This window comes from Rhizobium sp. NFR07, assembly GCF_900111905.1.
Taxonomy (GTDB): domain Bacteria; phylum Pseudomonadota; class Alphaproteobacteria; order Rhizobiales; family Rhizobiaceae; genus Neorhizobium.
Genome location: NZ_FOKM01000005.1, coordinates 91,362 through 108,937 on the forward strand (window position 1 = coordinate 91,362; position 17,576 = coordinate 108,937).

Genomic DNA, 17,576 nt, shown 5'->3' on the forward strand with positions numbered 1-17,576 from the left:
CCGACAATCGATCGGACGATGTTGCACGCGGCAGGCCGGCAGGCTTTGACGCCGGTCAATGACGGGCTTTTGGGTAAGGCTCGGAAAATACCTGACGTCCGGCGCTCGTTGCCACCCTTGGCGTGGCGCGACCGCGGGATCTGCCGCCGATCACGGCAATGGCCCGCAGGACGACAACGAGAATAACGGCCACCATCAGGCCAACGACGGCGCCGAGCATTGCCCAAACCAGGCCTGCAACGCTTACCGGCACACCCGGCACGAAATCCCGCCACGCATTGGCCAGGGTCGCAGCATCCGGGCTTCGGGCGATGATCAGCGGCCTCAGGATGGGCGACGCGGATGTCAGGTGGAGAAGCTGATCGGACAGGTCCTCGTTGCGATCGAATGCCTGGCGCATCGAATCGCCCTGGCTGCGCAGGAACTGTTCGGGCGAGACGGCATAGATGTTGAGCGCTGCCTGCCGCTCCAGCCCGTTGTGATTGGCCTGTTCGTCGAAATTCTGGATGATCGTCGTCAGCTCGTCGATCGCGCCGCCGAGGCGCTGGCGGTATTGCTGAGCCAGTTCCGGCGCCTGCGAAAACGTCACACCGCCGGCGATAGCCACCAGCAAAATCAGAACTCGACGAAGAAGACGCATGCCGGACCTCGGTTGATACCGGTGGGTCAACGGCGAAGAATCGTAAAGGTTGCAACGCAGCACCGGTAAAAACCACCGGCAAAGAGGCAGAGGGCCGTCAGGCGTGAGACTTGGTTGCCTTCACATGCTCCATCCGGAAGCCCATGCCCATCAGCCGGCCGGCCAGGTGGGCAAGCACCGGCCAGCGGGCAATACCGCGGATAAAGGCCGGCGGACCCTTGCGCTTCTGGTCGTCCCCCTTATCCTTGCGGCGACTGCTGCGCATCATCAGCTGCATCTTCTGCGTTGCCTTGGTCGGGAAACTGCGGCGCTTCTCGACCGCCGCCAGATCGGCATCCGCCAGACGACCTTCCCGGAGGGGGGCTGCCAGAATGTTTGCCGTAGCAACCGCATCCTGAATGGCGAGGTTGACGCCGACACCGCCGATAGGCGACATCGCGTGGGCTGCGTCACCGATACAGATCAGGCCCGGCCGCCACCATTGAGCCAGCCGATCGATGCGGACAGTGAGCAGGCTCGTATCGTCGAATGAGCGCAGTTCCTCGACACGATCGGCCGGAAGCGGCGAGACGTCAGCCACCATCTTCCGGAACGCCTCGATGCCCTGGCTCTTGATCTCCGCGAATGTGGTCTTGCGGATCACCAAACCGCACTGCCAATACTCACCGCGATCGATCAGCACGAAACCCTGGCGCGGGCCGGCATGGCCCATCACCTCGTTCGGATCCCCCACCTGCTTGGAAAGCTTCATCCAGACCACTTCACTTGGCACGCCAAAACTCTCGATGGTCAGCCCGGCCTTGGTCCGCACGATCGAATTGCGACCGTCCGCGCCCACCACGAGCTCGGCGTCGATATCGATCTCGCGCTCCGGAGTGCGGACGGACAGGCCAATGACCCTGCCATTTCGTTCCCTGATTTCCGTCACCTCGGCCTGCATGATTAGCCGGAAATTCGGATAGCGGCTCGCCTGCGCTGCCAGGAAATTGAGAAAATCCCATTGCGGCATGAAAGCGATAAAGCGGTTCTTCACCGGCAGTTTCGAGAAGTCGGCAATGGTGACCGTGCGCCCATCCATCTCGGCCGAAAGCTTTTCAGCGCGGGTATGCGGCAGCGCCAGAAAATCGTCCATCAGCCCCAGTTCCTCGATGACCTGAAGGGTAGACGGATGGATGGTATCGCCGCGAAAATCGCGCAGGAAATCCGCATGCTTTTCAACGACGGTCACGTCAACGCCGGCACGTGCGAGGAGAAAGCCCAGCATCAGACCGGCGGGGCCGGCACCGGCAACGACGCAAGTCGTTTTGATCGTCTCGTTTTCGCTCATTGCACCATTTCGCTCCCATTTCGGCCGAGATCAAGCCGCAGATGGTCGCATTCGGCAGCAATACCGCTGGACTTGTGGCCGGCGGCATTCACTTGTAGACCAGCGGCAATTGGTTGAATGGATCATCGCATGGCAGAAATCGGACGGCGTCGCATCAGTGTTCTTGGCTCGACCGGATCGATCGGCGTCAACACACTCGACGTCCTGCAGCAGCTCGGCGGACGTGAAGCCTTCGATGTGGTTGCGGTGACCGGCCACAGCAATGTCGCGCTTCTTGCGGAACAGGCAAAGGCTTTTAGCGCCGGTTTTGCGGTGACCGCGGATGAAAACCAGTACGCGGCCCTCAAGGAGGCGCTTGCCGGAAGCGGTATAGAAGTCGCGGCCGGCCGCGAGGCGCTTGTCGAGGCGGGCCAGCGCGACGCCGACTGGGTCATGGCGGCCATTGTCGGCACCGCCGGTCTTGCCCCCACGCTGGCGGCAGCCGAGCGCGGTGCCGATATCGCTCTTGCCAACAAGGAATGCCTGGTTTCGGCCGGTGACCTGTTTGTCAAGGCGGTTGCCGAGGGTGGCGGACGGCTCATCCCGGTCGACAGCGAACACAGTGCCATCTTCCAGTCCCTGGAGGACGACCAGCACCACGCCGTCGAACGCATCGTGCTCACCGCTTCAGGCGGACCCTTCCGCACCTGGTCGCGCGAACAGATGGCCGGCGTGACGGCGGATATCGCCCGCGCCCATCCCAATTGGTCGATGGGCCTGAAGATCTCGATCGGCAGCGCCTCGATGTTCAACAAGGCGCTCGAGATGATCGAGGCGAAGCACCTGTTCGACGTGCGGCCGGATCAGATCGAAGTCATCGTCCATCCGCAGTCGATCATCCATTCGATGGTCGGTTATACCGACGGTTCCGTGCTGGCGCAGCTCGGCTGCCCCGACATGCGCACCGCGATCGGCTATTCGCTGACCTATCCCGACCGGCCGAAGCTCGACGTCGAGCGACTGGACTTCGCCAAGCTCGCAAGGCTGGATTTTGAGGCACCGGACGAGGTTCGCTTCCCGGCGCTGCGGCTCGCCCGCACCGCCATGCAACGCGGCGGCGTCCAGGGCGCCGTCATGAACGCCGCCGAAGAGGTTTCCTTCCATGCCTTCTGCGACGGCCGCATCGGCTTCCTGCAGATGGCCGACATCGCCGAACAGGTGATGGAGGAGATGACGGGTTACGGCGCCGCTGTGACGATGGACGACGTCTTCGCTGCCGACGCCGAGGCACGCCGCCGCGCGGCCGATGCGATTGTCGTCAAGGAAATGGCCGCATAAGCGGCCGGCCCTATTTCCTCATTCCTGTGCTTGTCACAGAAATCCAGCCACGGCGCGTCTGCGCTGTGAATGGCTCGTTCTCAACCAAGCTTTTTCAGCCCAAGGACTTGGGCTGGCTGGATCCCTGTGACAAGCACAGGGATGAGGAGAATGTGTAGATGCTGATTACGCCACGTGCCGGGCGAGCGCGCAGCGCGACCAGAGCTGATGCAGCGAAGCGACCAGATGCTCGATATCGGCATCCGTATGCAGCGGCGTCGGGGTGATGCGCAGGCGCTCGGTCTTGCGCGGCACGGTCGGGTAGTTGATCGGCTGCACATAGACGTTGCAGGTGTCGAGCAGGATATCCGAGATCCATTTGCACTTGGCCGCATCGCCGACCATGACCGGCACGATATGGCTCGGGTTCGGCATATGCGGAATGCCCTGGCGATCGAGCAGGCCGCGCAGCTTGCGCACCCGTTCCTGGTGGCGCGCGCGCTCCAGCTGGCTGACCTTGAGGTGCTTGATCGAGGCGACGGCACCGGCCGCGATCGCCGGCGGGATCGCCGTCGTGAAGATGAAGCCGGAAGAGAACGAGCGGATGAAATCGCAGAGCGCTGTGGATGCGGCGATATAACCGCCCATGACGCCGAATGCCTTGCCGAGCGTGCCTTCGATGATCGTCAGGCGATCCATCAGGCCTTCGCGCTCGGCAATGCCGCCGCCGCGCGGGCCGTACATGCCGACGGCATGAACTTCATCGAGATAGGTCATCGCGCCATACTTGTCGGCGAGATCACAGATTTCCTTAATCGGTGCGATATCGCCATCCATCGAATAGACGCTCTCGAATGCGATCAGCTTCGGCGCCTTCGGATCGGCGGCAGCGAGCTTCGCTTCGAGGTCTTCGAGGTCGTTATGCTTCCAGATCACCCGGTCGCATTTCGCATAGCGGATGCCTTCGATCATCGACGCGTGGTTTAGCGCATCGGAGAAGATGATGAGGCCGGGGATCTTCTGGCCGAGCGTACCGAGCGTTGCCCAGTTCGAAATGTAGCCGGAGGTGAAGACCAGCGCCGATTCCTTGCCGTGCAGGTCGGCGAGTTCGCGCTCGAGAAGAACGTGGTAGTGCGTGGTGCCAGAAATATTCCGGGTGCCTCCCGCACCCGCGCCACAGTGATCGATGGCTTCGTGCATCGCCTGCAGCACGGCGGGGTGCTGGCCCATGCCGAGATAATCGTTGGAACACCAGACGGTTACTTCCTTGGTGCCGTCAGGGGTATGATGGGTCGCACGGGGAAACTGGCCACGCTGGCGCTCGAGGTCGGCGAACACACGATATCGGCCCTCTTGATGGAGACCATCCAGCTCGCTCTTGAAAAATGCCTCGAAATCCATGCCAACACTCCAGAACCTGCGCAGTTTTTTGGCTCTTTGCCGCGCTCTTAGTCAACTCGAAAGAGATGATTTGAACCTGCCTGCGGCAAATGGCCCATTTTTTTGAATTATTCCAATCCAAATCCTAACGCTACCCAAAATGTGAAGATTGACGCACATCAAGTATAGGCGAAAAAGCCGTATCCCATGAGATTGTAACGCATAATCAATCTGCAACCCCAGGAAGACTACACCTGAAACGACCATCGGAGATCGGAATAAAATCATATCGCCTGATATGGACTCTTGAAGGCCGAGAACTATTGTTCCCACCATTCGCTCCCGTTGCCGCAGGCAACAATCGGGGCGCAGCAGTGTGAAGGCTGGAGGAAGCCATGAAGAAAGTAATAATGTTAGTGCTCTTTGGCGCGTCGCTCGCAGGCTGCACCGCCACGGAAAAAGGCGCCGGCATCGGCGCAGCATCGGGCGCCATCATCGGCGGCGCTGTGACCGGCAATGTCCGCGGCGCAGCCGTGGGCGCCGCAATCGGCGGCGTATCGGGTGCCGTGATCGGCAATGTCTCCGAACAGCCGGGCCAGTGCTACTATCGTGACCGCTACGGCCGTCGTTATATCGACGATTGCCCGCGCCGTTACTGATACCCGATCAGTTCCATCGACTATTGTGGCCCCGAAGCACGCTTCGGGGCTTTTTATTTCACCAAATGATCATGCATACGACATCAAGGGTACCCCTTGTGGTATTTTGCGGGTACAGAAGTTCTCGACGGCCATGAGGGTCTGACCGATCAGTTGCAATAATTAAGTCTGCGTATGGAAAAGAAAAAAGCGGGGAGGACGAGCGACTGGAGCGGCCGGCGAGTCGGCGCGGCCTGCCTGCTGGCAACGACCATCGCGATTTCTCCAGCCCTCTCCAGTCAGGCTTACGCCTTCAAGATTTTCGGCATTACCCTCTTCGGAGGCGATGACGAAACGGTCGATGTGATCGACCCCGTGCGCTACGAAGCGACGCTGGAAACGGGCGATGCGGATGCCGATCTCAACGAACGCCTGGAAAATGCATCCGCCCTGGTCAGCGACGAGGACGAACCGGTTTCCGGCGATCTCGGCGTCGTCATCAAGGCCCGTGAAGACCGCGACCGGCTTGTCGCAGCCCTTTACGAACGGGCCCGCTATGGCGGTGTTGTCCGCATCGCTGTCGCCGGCACGGACATCGACAGTCTTCCACCCAACCCGACATTCGACCATTCCAAGCCTGTTCCGGTGACAATCAATGTCGAGCCGGGCCCGGAATTCACGATTGGCGCAGTTCGCTTCGAAGGCGACGCAGCAGGCAGGAACCCGGCGGACTACGATCTCGTGCCCGGCGGAGAAGCAGGCTCGCTGGTGATCCTTAAAGCCGGCGAAAAGCTGGTCCGGGACATCAAGGAGGAAGGCCGACCGCTGGCCAAGCCGATGGAGCGCCAGGTCACCGCCGACCACGCCAAACGCACCATTGATGTCGTTCTCGGCGCCGAGGGCGGACCCGTCGCTCCGTTCGGAACCGTCACCGTGCAAGGCACGAAAACCGTCAAGTCGGATTTCGTCAGCCGCTATTCCCGCCTCGACAGGGGCGAGCGTTATTCGCCGGAGCAGTTGAAGAAGGCTTCCGAGCGCCTACGCGAACTCGGCGTCTTTTCCAGCATCACGACCAAAGAGCCCGACAGCCTCGCGCCGGACGGCTCACTGCCGCTGATGATCGAGGTTTCCGAGGGCAAGCATCGTTATTTCGGCTTCGGTCTTGAATATTCCTCGCTCGATGGCGCCGGCGTCTCGGGCTATTGGGGCCACCGCAACCTGTTCGGCGAGGCGGAATCGTTGAGAGTCGAGGGCAAGGTTTCCGGCATCGGCGCGAGCGACATCACGACCTTCGACTATTCGGCCGGCATCATCTTCACCAAGCCGGGCGCCTTCGTGCCGGAAGCCACATTCGAATCCCGTCTCGAGGCAAAGAGCGAAAATCCGGACGCCTATCAGGCGCAGTCGGTCATCTATTCCGCCGGCCTGAGCTACGAACTCAGCGAGCACGACAAGCTCACCGGCGGCGGCGAGATCGCCTATTTCTGGACCGACGAGGACGCCTTCGGGAAAAACGAATACCTGACCTTCAGCCTGCCGGTCTCCTACGAGCGCGACATGCGCGACAACAAGCTGGACCCGACCGAGGGCTATTACGGCACGCTTTCCGCCAAGCCGAGCTATGAAGCCTTGAAGGGCAATGTCTTCTCGTCCTTCGAGGGGTCTATCGCCGGTTATTACGGTCTCGGCGCCGAGGACAAGGTCGTGCTCGCCGGCAGGCTCGCGGCCGGCACGCTGATCGGCACCGGCGACCTGCAGGACATTCCGGCAACGCGGCGTTTCTACCAGGGCGGCGGCGGATCCGTGCGTGGGTATGCCTATCGGGAAATATCGCCCTATAATAGTGATGACGACGCGCTCGGCGGCCGATCTTATGTATTGGCCTCTTTCGAGACGCGCGTAAAAGTGACAGAGAGCATCGGTATAGTCCCGTTTGTGGATGTCGGCACCGTCGCAACCGAATTCGTGCCTGATTTCAATGATATTCGCGCTGGTGCGGGTATCGGACTTCGGTATGCGACGCCCTTCGGCCCCATCCGTCTGGATGTCGCCGTTCCGCTGAACAAGTATGACGGTGGCGAATCGTTCGGTATTTATGCTGGCATCGGCCAGGCGTTCTAAAAGGCACTAATTCACTATGACATTCATCGTCCGCCTCCTGAAATGGACCCTGAAGGCCGCGATTGCCGCGGTCGGTGTCCTTTTCGTCATGGCGCTCGGCGTTGTTCTCTTCGTCGCCCTCACGCCTGCCGGCGGACAGATCGCTGCGACACGCATTTCCTCGCTGATCTCCACGCCCGACCGCGCGATTTCATTCTCACGCCCTGAGGGCTTGTTGACCGGGGATCTGCGCGTCAGCGACCTGACCCTGTCGGATAGCAAGGGGCCCTATGCCAAAATCAACGGCATCGAGATCGACTGGTCGCCGACTGCGTTGATTACTGGTGAATTCCGCGCGGACCGCGTCGCTGCGACCTCGGTAAACTTCATCCGCCCGCCCGAGCCGGCAGCCGCGACCACTACGTCCTCGTCGTCCAGCTCGTCCTCAGGCTCCCCGCTGCCCGTCGGCGTGCGGGTCGCCCAGATCGACCTTCCTGACATCAATCTCTCGCAGGCGCTGTCCGGCCGCGACTTCGCGCTCTCGCTGAAGGGCTCGATCGACGCGACCGGCCCCAATATCGCGCTCGACCTCCAGGCCACCCGCAAGGACGAGCCGGACGCCAAGGCGCTTGCCGATATCGTCTACGCCCCGTCCGAGAACCGCCTGACCCTGAAGGCATCCGTCTCCGAACCCCAGGGTGGTCTGCTTGCCCGCCTGCTGCGCCTGCCCGGTGCGCCGTCCGTCGAACTGGCGCTTGATGGCGAGGGCCCGCTCTCCAACTGGGCGGGGCGACTGAATGGCGAGGTCGACAACCGGCCGGTCATTTCCGTCAGTGGTCGCCACCTGCTCGTCAACAACGGCGCCCATCGCGTCGAGATAAAGGGCGGCGGCCAGCTCGCCACCCTGATGCCGCCGGCCTTCCGCGAACTGTTCGACGGCACAACCGATATCGACATCGCGACGACATACTCGCCCTCGGGCCGGGTGGATTTCGAGCGTGGCCAGCTGACCTCCGGCGCCGTGCGCATCTCGGCCAAGGGCGCCTGGGATCCAGCCGGCGACAACAGCCTGACGGCAAGCCTTGCCGGAACGAAGGGCCCGGTCGATGTGGCTTGGCCGATCAACGGCCAGGTGAGCCATTTCTCGGTCGAGACATTCAATGCAACGCTGACGGGCGCCGCAACCGCTGCCCGCCTCAACGCGACAGCCGCCCTTCCCCTGGTGGAGCTTCCGCAAGGTCGCTTCCGCCAGATCAGGCTGCAGGCGGAAAGCGAAGACCTCGATCTGATCACCCGGGCCGGCAGCATCCGCAGCCGCCTGACCGTGGCGGATCTCAACTTCACCAATCCTGATATAGCAAGGGTCATTCGCGGCCCCGTTACGCTGGACGCTCCCCTGCGCCTCGCCCCTCCCGCGATCGGTCTGGATGCCGCAACACTGGAAAGCGCCGGCCTGAACGGAACCGTCAGCGGTGCCTATGACACGTCGAAACAGACTGTCACCGGCAATTTCCGCCTCTCCGCCAATCCTTCCGTCCTGCCGCCGGCTCTAGCCTCGCGTTTTGAAGGCATGATTGCCACCGAGGGCTATGTCGACGTGGTTCAAGGCGGACGGATGAGCCTTGAGAACCTGGTCGTGAAGTCGAATGCGGTCGAGGCGCACGGCAATGTGCTGATGGAGAACGGCAACATTTCTGGCCGTCTTGCCGGACGACTGCCCGACATCAAGCGCTGGCTGGGCGATGCCGAAGGTGCTGCCGGCTTCGACATCACCGCTAAGGGTCCCTTGACCGGTGCCGCCGTCAAGGCCGTGATCAATTCCGCCGATGCCCGCCTCGTGGGCCGCAAGCTGGAAGACCTGAGCTTCGTCGTCGAGGGTACAGCCGATCCGAATGCCCCACAGGGCCGCGTGGCCGTAAACGGCGCCATCGACGGCAAGCCGATCCGCATCAATGCAGACGTGGCATCCTCCAACGGCGAAACCCGCGCTCCTGCGATCAACGCTGAGATCGGCCCGAACCGGCTGACCGGAGCGCTGGCCTTTTCGCCGGACTTCACGCCCTCCGGTGATTTGCAGTTCGATTTCCCCGATGTCTCGCTGCTCGCCGCACTCGCAGCCCAACAGGCCCAGGGCGATCTCAGGGGATCCGTGGTCTTCAACAAGACCGGGGAGACGACCGGTGCGGTGATCAAGGCGACTGGCTCCGCGCTCCGTCAGGGCGGTGCGGCATTGATCGCGCCGAATATCGACCTGACCATCCCCGACATCCGCACGATCGCAGCCCAGGGCTCCATCCGCGCAACCCGGCTCGGCACCGATGCGGTCTTCCTTGAAAATCTGGACGTCGGCCTGCGCCATAGCGGCACGACGACCGCGATCAATCTGGCAGCCCGTTACGACAACGCCCCGTTGACGACCGCGGCGACCATAGACACCGCCAACGGCCTTGCGATCGGGCTCGACAGTTTCGAGGCGACACCGCGCAACATTCCGGTGAGACTGGCAAACCCGACCCGGATCGTGATGGAAAACGGCAGCGCGAGACTGTCCGGCCTGACGATTGCTACCGGCTCCGGCAGCCTCGCTGTCGACGGCACGGCCGGATCCACACTCGACCTGACGGCAACCATCAAGGCGCTGCCGGCGAGCCTGCTCAACACCTTCCTGCCCGCGATCAACGCCGCAGGCAGCATTTCGGGCACGATCAACGCCACCGGCACGAGTGCCGCCCCGGCCATACGCTATGATTTGGAATGGAGTGATGCCCAGCTTCGCCAGACGCGCGATGCTGGCGTCAGTCCGTTTCGCATCAATGCAGCAGGCACATTCGCAAATGGCACAGTCGCACTAGAACAAACCCGCGTCACCGGCGGCGGCGGCCTTGAAGTCACCGCAGATGGTCGGATCATCCTCAACGGCGAGGGCGGACCGGCACTCAACGTCAACGCCAAGGCGCGCGCCATCCCGGCTGCCATCGCCAATGCCTTCGCACCCGGCCTCGGCGCCCGGGGTACGATATCCGGTGACGTCACCGCCACAGGCACGCCTCAGGCTCCGGCCGTGCGCTACTCGCTCCGCTGGGCCGACGCAGCCGTCAGCCAGACGACCGGTGCTGGCGTCGCAGCAGTCGACATCACGGCGCAGGGCACGTTCCAGGACGGACGCGTCACCGTCGACACCCGCCTTTCCGGCGGTGGCGGCATCTCGCTTTCGGGTGGCGGCTCGGTCGTCATCACCGGCGATCGCCCGCTGGACCTGAAATTCAACGGCAGCTTCCCCTTCTCGGTTCTGGCGGGACAGCTCGCCGCTCAAGGATTCGTTCTGCAGGGCACCGGCCGCGTAGATATCGCCGTCGGCGGCCCTGCCGCCTCCCCCGCGATCACCGGCACCTTCGCCACGTCCGGCGCCCAGTTGATCGATGTCAGGCGTAACCTCGCGATCAATAATCTGGCGGCCAATGTCGCGCTGGACGGACGCACGGCACGACTTTCCGGCGTCACCGGCACGCTCTCGACGGGCGGCACTGTATCGGTGGAAGGCACCGTCGGCATCGAGCCCGGCTCCGGATTCCCGGCTGATATCACGGTAAAGCTTGCCAAGGCAGCCTATGCAGACGGCACGCTCTTTGCTGTGACGGCCGACGGCACGCTGACGCTGACCGGCCCCCTCACCTCCGGCCCGACGCTCGCCGGCGCGGTCACGCTGGTCAAGGCGGCCATTACCGTGCCTGCCAAGCTGCCGAGCTCGCTGTCCTCAATCGACATTCGCCACCGCAATGCACCGGCCGACGTGCTGCGCCAGATGGAAGAGATCCGTCCGAAGCAGGCGCAGGGCAGCTCCAACCCGATGAAGCTTGACCTGCGGATCAACGCGCCGAACGGCATTTTCGTGCGCGGTCGCGGCATCGATGCGGAGCTCGGCGGCGAGCTGACCGTTGCCGGCAACGCGGTCGCGCCGCAGGTTTCCGGCGGCTTCGAGATGCGCCGCGGACGCATAGTCATCCTGACCAAGCGTTTGGACTTCACCCGCGGCGACATCACCTTCGGCGGCGGCCTCGTTCCGGTTCTCGACATGTCCGCCGACACCACCTCCGGCCAGACGACGATTACGGTCGGCGTCACCGGCCTGGCGGACGATCCGACGATCGCCTTCAGCTCGTCGCCCGCCCTGCCCCAGGACGAGGTTCTGGCGCAGCTGATCTTCGGCCAGTCCATGTCGCGCCTGTCTCCTCTGCAGATCGCCCAGTTGGCGGATGCGGTGAGCCAGCTCGCCGGCGGTGGCTCGACCTCGCTTCTGCAGACGCTGCGCAGCAATCTCGGCGTCGACGATCTCGACATCAACACCGATTCGACCGGCCAGACGACGGTGTCGGTCGGCCGCTACATCAACAACCGCACCTATATCCAGGTCGAGCAGGGCGGCCAGAACGGCGCGCAGGCAACGATCAATCTCGATGTCGGCCGCGGCGTGAAGCTGAAGGCCGGGGCGGGAAGCGAAGGCGGCACCGCCGGCATCTTCTACGAAAAGGAATACTGAGCGGCTCTTCGCTCTTTTCTTAGCCGATGCTTGCGGAAGGCGAAGAAATCCATGTTTGCCGCCAACAGTTTAGGTTTGAGCAATAATCGCCGGCTATAGTCCATGGTGCGCGTCTTGAGATTCGCTTGCGAACGAGCGGCACGCGACGTGATGGTATCCGGTTGCCCAAATTCTTCTGGCACCACCGTCGCGGGGGCAACGGACAGCAGGGACAGACAATGATGGCAACCACGATCAATTCGACAATGTACAGCGGCGAAGTGCTGGAAATCATCGCCTTCCGCCTTCACGATCAGGAATTCTGCGTCAAGACGACCACGATCCGCGAAATTCGCGGCTGGGCTCCGTCCACGCCTCTCCCGCATGCCCCTAAGGACGTCATCGGCGTCATGAACCTGCGCGGCTCGGTCATCCCGATCATTGACCTTGCCTACAAGCTCGGCATGAAGAGCACCGTTGCCAACGAGCGCAGCGCCATCGTCGTCGCCGAAGTCCACAATATGGTCATCGGCATGCTGGTGGATCGCGTCTCCGACATCCTGACCATCCCGTCGAGCCAGGTTCAGCCGGTTCCGGAAGTCTCCGCCTCCTTCGACAAGTCCTTCTCGGAAGGCATCATCGCCAACGAGACGGGCATGATCTGCTTCCTGAACCTCTCCAAGATGTTCAAGGGCACCGAGATGGAAGATATCGCCGCTTAAAGGCCTCCTCTCCCGCTTTGCCAAACCAAGCCGTCTCCGGGCGGCTTATTTTTTGTCAGGCTATTATTCGCAATTCGAATAAAGTCCGCGTTAATGTTTAGATGTCCTAATATAAGTGGAAGTTCAGCGCGTTGATTAGTTAACAGCGCCTTCCAAAAAAAACACGGCCGTAACCAGAGGGGTTACGCGGTCTAGGGGACATTCCATGCTGGGACTGGGCAGGACGGCGGGTGCAGCGGACATACTGGCTGCGATTTCAAAATCTCAGGCAGTCATTCAATTCGATCTTAGCGGACATATTCTCGATGCCAATGCCAATTTCTGCCAGGCGTTAGGCTATTCGCTGGATGAGATAAAGGGCAAGCATCACCGCATCTTCTGCGAACCAGCCTATGCCGCATCCGAAGAATACAACGCCTTCTGGGCCAATCTCGGCGCCGGCAATTTCGATGCCCGGGAATACAAGCGCTTCACCAAGTCCGGCAAGGAAATCTGGATCCAGGCCTCATACAATCCGATCCTGCGCCGCGGCAGGCCGCACAAGGTCGTCAAGATCGCGACCGACATCACCGCCGCCAAGATGCGCTCGGCGGAGGATGCAAGCAAGCTTCTCGCCCTCAGCCGCTCCCAGGCGGTGATCGAATTCACCCCGACCGGCGAAATTCTCGAGGCCAACGAAAACTTCTGTGCCGGTCTCGGTTACGATCTCTCCGAGATCAGGGGCCGCCATCACCGGATGTTCTGCGACCCCGCCTATGCCGCCTCGGCCGAATATGCCGAGTTCTGGAAGCGTCTCGCCGGCGGCGAGTTCATCGCCGACGAATTCGTGCGTTACGGCAAGGGCGGCAAGGAAATCTGGATCCAGGCGGCCTATAACCCGATCGTCGACATGAGCGGCAAGGTCTGCAAGGTCGTGAAATTCGCCACCGACGTCACCCCCCGCATGAGCGCCATCGGCATGCTCGGCAGCGGGCTGCGGGACCTGGCGAACGGCAAGCTCGATCAGGAGATCGGCACCCGCTTCGTTCCGAGCATGGAAACCACCCGTCACGACTTCAATGCGGTGGCCGCCAAGCTGCGCGACGCGATGAAGATCGTCGCTCAGAATGCTTCCGGCATCGCCGCCGCCTCCGTCGAGGTGCGCGACGCATCCCAGGAACTCGCCCAGCGCACGGAACAACAAGCGGCGTCGCTTGAAGAGGCGGCAGCCGCCCTGGAGCAGGTCACGCGCACCGTCGGCGATTCCAGCCAGCGTGCAGAGGAAGCCGGCCGTCTGGTGACCAGCACGCGACAGAATGCCGAACAATCCGGCCTTGTCGTCCGCGACGCCATCTCCGCCATGGACGAGATTGCCAAATCGTCCAACGAGATCACCAACATAATCGGCGTGATCGACGACATCGCCTTTCAGACAAATCTTCTGGCACTCAACGCCGGTGTCGAGGCAGCTCGCGCCGGAGAGGCCGGCAAGGGTTTTGCGGTCGTTGCGCAGGAGGTCCGTGAACTCGCCCAGCGCTCCGCCACTGCGGCCAAGAAAATCAAGACGCTAATCAACACGTCGAGCCATCAGGTAGCCGGCGGTGTCGAGCTGGTCGGCCGCACCGGCGCGTCGCTGAAGGACATGCTGTCCCAGGTTTCGAGCATCCACGAGAATGTCAGCGCGATCGTTGAAGCCTCGCGGGAACAGGCAGCCAGCCTGCGCGAGATCAGCCAGGCGGTGAACCAGATGGATCACGCCACCCAGAAGAATGCGGCCATGGTGGAGGAAACAACCGCGGCCAGCCACTCACTCGCCAACGAGGCCGAAAGCCTGCGCGGCCTGCTGATGCAGTTCGATATCGGCGGGGCTACGGCAGTCCCCGTGCACATGGCACCCCGGGGCAGTCGCGTCACGCAGATGCCAAGCGCTCCTCATTCCGATCTCAAGAAGGCGGTCGGCTGGGAAGATTTCTGAGCCATCCCGATAAACCGGCATGACGCCGGGATAATAACGTGGAGTAAAAATTCGAGCCCGCTACGAGTGACCGTAGCGGGCTGTTTTTCTTTAAGCGGGAGGCATCACATCGCCGCCCGGTCGCGTACTGATCTATGGCGTCGTTACCCGAACAGCGCGAAGCTGCTCCTGAGCGTCACCCAGATACCCCAGAGAAGCGGAATGCCGACCACTGCCCAGGCCATGGCCGCCTTGGCATCCATACCGCCGGTGCCGATGCCGAAGGAGCCGGTCGGGCCGGCATTGGCCGCCGCCGTCTTTGCCTGCAGCGAAGCGACTTCCTCATCCGACATGAACCACTTGTCGGACAGGGGACGGACCAGCGCGTTGGCGATCAGGCCAAGCACCAGCATGCCGGCAAGGATATACATCGTGCCGGTATAGAGCGCCGGTCCCGGGGCAACGCCGGCGCTGATCTGCGCCTCGCGGATATAGTTGACGACGACGGGACCGAGAATGCCGGCGGTCGCCCAGGCTGTCAGCAGCCGGCCGTGGATCGCGCCGACGAACTGGGTGCCGAAGATGTCCGCGAGATAGGCCGGGATGGTCGCGAAGCCGCCGCCGTACATGGATAGGATGATGCCGAAGGCGAGCACGAACATTGCCTTGCTGCCCATGTCCGCCAGCGTCGGCGCCAGCGCATAGAGCACGATGCCGATGACGAAGAAGCAGTAATAAGTGTTCTTGCGGCCGATCTTGTCCGACAGCGAGGCCCAGAAGAACCGCCCGCCGATGTTGAACAGCGACAACAGCCCGGTGAAGCCTGCGGCAATCGCCGCGATCTGCGCCTTCTGGCCCGCGTCGAGCTGCGAGAAGGTCAGGTCCGGCAAGCCGATCAGCGAGCCGGCAAAAATTTCCTGCAGCATCGGCGAGGCCATGCCGAGAACGCCGATACGTTGAGGCAGAGCACGGCCCAGATCAGCCAGAACTGCGGCGTCTTGTGCGCGTCGCGCAGATGCACATGCTTGTGGGTGATCATCGACTTGCCCATGCTGACCGGCGGCGCCCAGCCTTCGGGGCGCCAGCCTGCCGGCGGGATGCGATAGCCGAAGGCACCACCCATCATGAAGACGAAATAGATGGCCGCCATCACGATAAAGGTCTGCCACACACCGACCGAAACATCCGTCTTGAACGTGTTCATCAGGATGTTGGCAAGCGGTGCGCCGATCATCGCGCCACCGCCGAAGCCCATGATCGCCATGCCGGTTGCCATGCCGCGCCGGTCGGGGAACCACTTGATCAGCGTCGAGACCGGCGAGATATAGCCGAGCCCGAGACCGATGCCGCCGATGACGCCGGCACCGAGCCACATCAGCCACAATTGGTGCGTCATCACGCCCATCGCGGCAATGACAATGCCGCCGCACCAGCAGCAGGCCGAGACGAAAGCCGCCTTGCGCGGGCCGACCCGCTCCAGCCAGCCGCCCCAGAGCGCCGCTGAGCAACCGAGGAGCACGAAGAAAAGGGTATAGATCCAGCCGAGATCGGCCACGCGCCAGTTGCAGCTCGTGGTGAACAGCGCGGAGACTAGGTTAAGACTGGCGCAGGATGGATCAGGCGTGCCGGAAATCGCCCTGGTCAGCGGTAACCAGAACACGCTGAAGCCATAGGCCATGCCGATACATAAGTGGATGGCGAGCGCTGCCGGCGGCACGAGCCACCGGTTGAAGCCCGGCTTTGCGATAATCCGCTCGCGATCGAGCAGGCCCGGTTGTGGAATGTCCCGTGTGGTTACCCCTGCGACTGCCATAAATTCCCTCCTCAAGACCCATGGCTGAAAAAACAAGGCCGGCGCTGGTGGCCGGCAAATGCGAAATCAATACTAGTTTTGCGGCGTCGCGAGCACGGCCGTCTGAGTATCGCCTCCCGCCGCGCTCGTCGGCGCGGGGGCAAGAGGTCTCTTGATCAATGCGGAAGCTTCCACAACGAGCGGCATCAGTCCCTCTCCGCCGCTGTCGATATGCTCGAACAGGTGCCGGCGCATGCGCGGCTCCCAGAACTTGTTGATATGGGTGGCGACACCTTCTACCCGCACCTTTTCAGGCTGGGACATGAAGAAGGTGGCGATCTGGTTCGCCATGCGGATCAGCTTTTCCTGCCCCTTGTCGTGCCCATCATTGTGTCCGGCCTCATGCGACATTGGAAATCGCCCCCACGGAAATGCGCTGTGAACCGGCAAAGATCTCGAAATCCTCGCCGCGGGTCAGCGCCACCAGCGTCATGCCCGCCTCTTCGGCCGTGCGGATGGCAAGCGCCGTCGGCGCGGAGATCGCGACGAGCGTGGAAGCCCCGAGGATCGCCGTCTTCTGCACCATCTCGACGGAGATACGGCTGGTGACAACGACAATACCTTCGGCACCGCTGCGGCCTGCGCGGATCACCGCACCCGCCAGCTTGTCCAGCGCATTGTGCCGGCCGACATCCTCGCGCACGGCAATCAGGCCCTCGCCGGGAATGAAGAAGCCGGCGCCGTGAACAGCACGGGTTTCCGCATGCAGCGGCTGGGCGCCGTTGAGCGCATCCATGGCCGTGGTGATGTCATGAGGCCTGAGCGTCATTGAAATTTCCGAGACATCCGGCACGACACGCATCGCCTGGTCGATGGATTCGATACCGCAAAGCCCGCAGCCCACCGGCCCGGCCATGTGCCGGCGGCGGGCGCGCAGCGCGTCTTCCTTGTCCTCGGCGAGGCGCACCTGCACGTCGAGCCCGCGGCCTTCGTCCAGAACCGTGACCTCCTCGATCTCGTCCATCGACGTGATGACGCCTTCGGTCAGACTGAAGCCGACGGCAAAATCTTCCAGATCCGCTGGCGTACCCATCATCACCGCATGAGTGGAGCCACCATAGGAAAAGGCAATCGGCACCTCTTCAGGCACGGAGCGGCTTCCGGCACGAACGACGCCATTGCGGCGAATGATTTCCTGCGCAACGGTAGTCGTCTTGAAACCTGCCATTCGC

General features: G+C 62.4%; 11 protein-coding genes and 1 pseudogene. 6 read left to right on the forward strand and 6 right to left on the reverse strand.

What is annotated here, in order from left to right:
• Nucleotides 1-55: 55 nt before the first annotated feature.
• Both BM216_RS12440 and BM216_RS12445 read right to left on the reverse strand, forming a co-directional pair.
• Nucleotides 56-640, reverse strand: coding sequence for a DUF2937 family protein (locus tag BM216_RS12440; protein WP_092999499.1), 585 nt, complete (start codon nt 638-640; stop codon nt 56-58).
• Between the two features lie 97 nt (nt 641-737).
• Complete coding sequence (locus BM216_RS12445) at nt 738-1,967, reverse strand: FAD-dependent oxidoreductase (RefSeq protein ID WP_092999500.1); 1,230 nt, start codon at nt 1,965-1,967, stop codon at nt 738-740.
• 129 nt (nt 1,968-2,096) lie between these two features.
• Here BM216_RS12445 and dxr point away from each other — a divergent pair, with 129 nt between their 5' ends.
• On the forward strand, nt 2,097-3,284 hold the full coding sequence (gene dxr / locus BM216_RS12450; RefSeq protein WP_092999751.1) for a 1-deoxy-D-xylulose-5-phosphate reductoisomerase: 1,188 nt from the start codon (nt 2,097-2,099) through the stop codon (nt 3,282-3,284).
• Between the two features lie 165 nt (nt 3,285-3,449).
• Here the strand turns inward: dxr and hemA are convergent, their stop codons facing one another.
• Nucleotides 3,450-4,664, reverse strand: a complete 1,215-nt coding sequence (gene hemA, locus BM216_RS12455) for a 5-aminolevulinate synthase (protein ID WP_092999501.1) — start codon at nt 4,662-4,664, stop codon at nt 3,450-3,452.
• A gap of 374 nt (nt 4,665-5,038) precedes the next feature.
• Between hemA and BM216_RS12460 the strand changes: the two genes are divergently transcribed.
• From BM216_RS12460 to BM216_RS12480, 5 genes are all read left to right on the forward strand, one after another.
• Nucleotides 5,039-5,302: a glycine zipper domain-containing protein gene (locus BM216_RS12460; RefSeq protein WP_092999502.1), complete on the forward strand. Its 264-nt coding sequence runs from the start codon at nt 5,039-5,041 to the stop codon at nt 5,300-5,302.
• 174 nt (nt 5,303-5,476) lie between these two features.
• The gene (locus BM216_RS12465; RefSeq protein WP_092999503.1) at nt 5,477-7,402 is read left to right on the forward strand and encodes an autotransporter assembly complex protein TamA; all 1,926 of its coding nucleotides are present in this window, start codon (nt 5,477-5,479) and stop codon (nt 7,400-7,402) included.
• Between the two features lie 16 nt (nt 7,403-7,418).
• Complete coding sequence (locus BM216_RS12470) at nt 7,419-11,918, forward strand: translocation/assembly module TamB domain-containing protein (RefSeq protein ID WP_092999504.1); 4,500 nt, start codon at nt 7,419-7,421, stop codon at nt 11,916-11,918.
• 221 nt (nt 11,919-12,139) lie between these two features.
• The gene (locus BM216_RS12475; protein WP_092999752.1) at nt 12,140-12,619 is read left to right on the forward strand and encodes a chemotaxis protein CheW; all 480 of its coding nucleotides are present in this window, start codon (nt 12,140-12,142) and stop codon (nt 12,617-12,619) included.
• Nucleotides 12,620-12,824: 205 nt separating this feature from the next.
• The gene (locus tag BM216_RS12480) at nt 12,825-14,573 is read left to right on the forward strand and encodes a methyl-accepting chemotaxis protein (protein ID WP_092999505.1); all 1,749 of its coding nucleotides are present in this window, start codon (nt 12,825-12,827) and stop codon (nt 14,571-14,573) included.
• A gap of 143 nt (nt 14,574-14,716) precedes the next feature.
• Here the strand turns inward: BM216_RS12480 and BM216_RS12485 are convergent.
• The 3 genes and pseudogenes from BM216_RS12485 to fdhD form a co-directional block, all read right to left on the reverse strand.
• Nucleotides 14,717-16,365 (reverse strand): annotated as a pseudogene (locus BM216_RS12485) (OFA family MFS transporter).
• Nucleotides 16,366-16,437: 72 nt separating this feature from the next.
• Nucleotides 16,438-16,755: a formate dehydrogenase subunit delta gene (locus BM216_RS12490; RefSeq protein ID WP_092999506.1), complete on the reverse strand. Its 318-nt coding sequence runs from the start codon at nt 16,753-16,755 to the stop codon at nt 16,438-16,440.
• Nucleotides 16,745-17,572, reverse strand: a complete 828-nt coding sequence (fdhD, locus tag BM216_RS12495) for a formate dehydrogenase accessory sulfurtransferase FdhD (protein WP_092999507.1) — start codon at nt 17,570-17,572, stop codon at nt 16,745-16,747. The genes BM216_RS12490 and fdhD overlap by 11 nt, the downstream gene beginning before the upstream one ends.
• Between the last annotated feature and the right edge of the window lie 4 nt (nt 17,573-17,576).

Bases quoted from the DNA above. Each gene is read 5' to 3' on its own strand.
- BM216_RS12440 (WP_092999499.1), bottom strand. From the start codon at position 640: ATGCGTCTTCTTCGTCGAGTTCTGATTTTGCTGGTGGCTATCGCCGGC.
- dxr (WP_092999751.1), top strand. From the start codon at position 2,097: ATGGCAGAAATCGGACGGCGTCGCATCAGTGTTCTTGGCTCGACCGGA.
- BM216_RS12445 (WP_092999500.1), bottom strand. From the start codon at position 1,967: ATGAGCGAAAACGAGACGATCAAAACGACTTGCGTCGTTGCCGGTGCC.
- BM216_RS12475 (WP_092999752.1), top strand. From the start codon at position 12,140: ATGGCAACCACGATCAATTCGACAATGTACAGCGGCGAAGTGCTGGAA.
- BM216_RS12465 (WP_092999503.1), top strand. From the start codon at position 5,477: ATGGAAAAGAAAAAAGCGGGGAGGACGAGCGACTGGAGCGGCCGGCGA.
- fdhD (WP_092999507.1), bottom strand. From the start codon at position 17,572: ATGGCAGGTTTCAAGACGACTACCGTTGCGCAGGAAATCATTCGCCGC.
- BM216_RS12470 (WP_092999504.1), top strand. From the start codon at position 7,419: ATGACATTCATCGTCCGCCTCCTGAAATGGACCCTGAAGGCCGCGATT.
- BM216_RS12480 (WP_092999505.1), top strand. From the start codon at position 12,825: ATGCTGGGACTGGGCAGGACGGCGGGTGCAGCGGACATACTGGCTGCG.
- BM216_RS12460 (WP_092999502.1), top strand. From the start codon at position 5,039: ATGAAGAAAGTAATAATGTTAGTGCTCTTTGGCGCGTCGCTCGCAGGC.
- BM216_RS12490 (WP_092999506.1), bottom strand. From the start codon at position 16,755: ATGTCGCATGAGGCCGGACACAATGATGGGCACGACAAGGGGCAGGAA.
- hemA (WP_092999501.1), bottom strand. From the start codon at position 4,664: ATGGATTTCGAGGCATTTTTCAAGAGCGAGCTGGATGGTCTCCATCAA.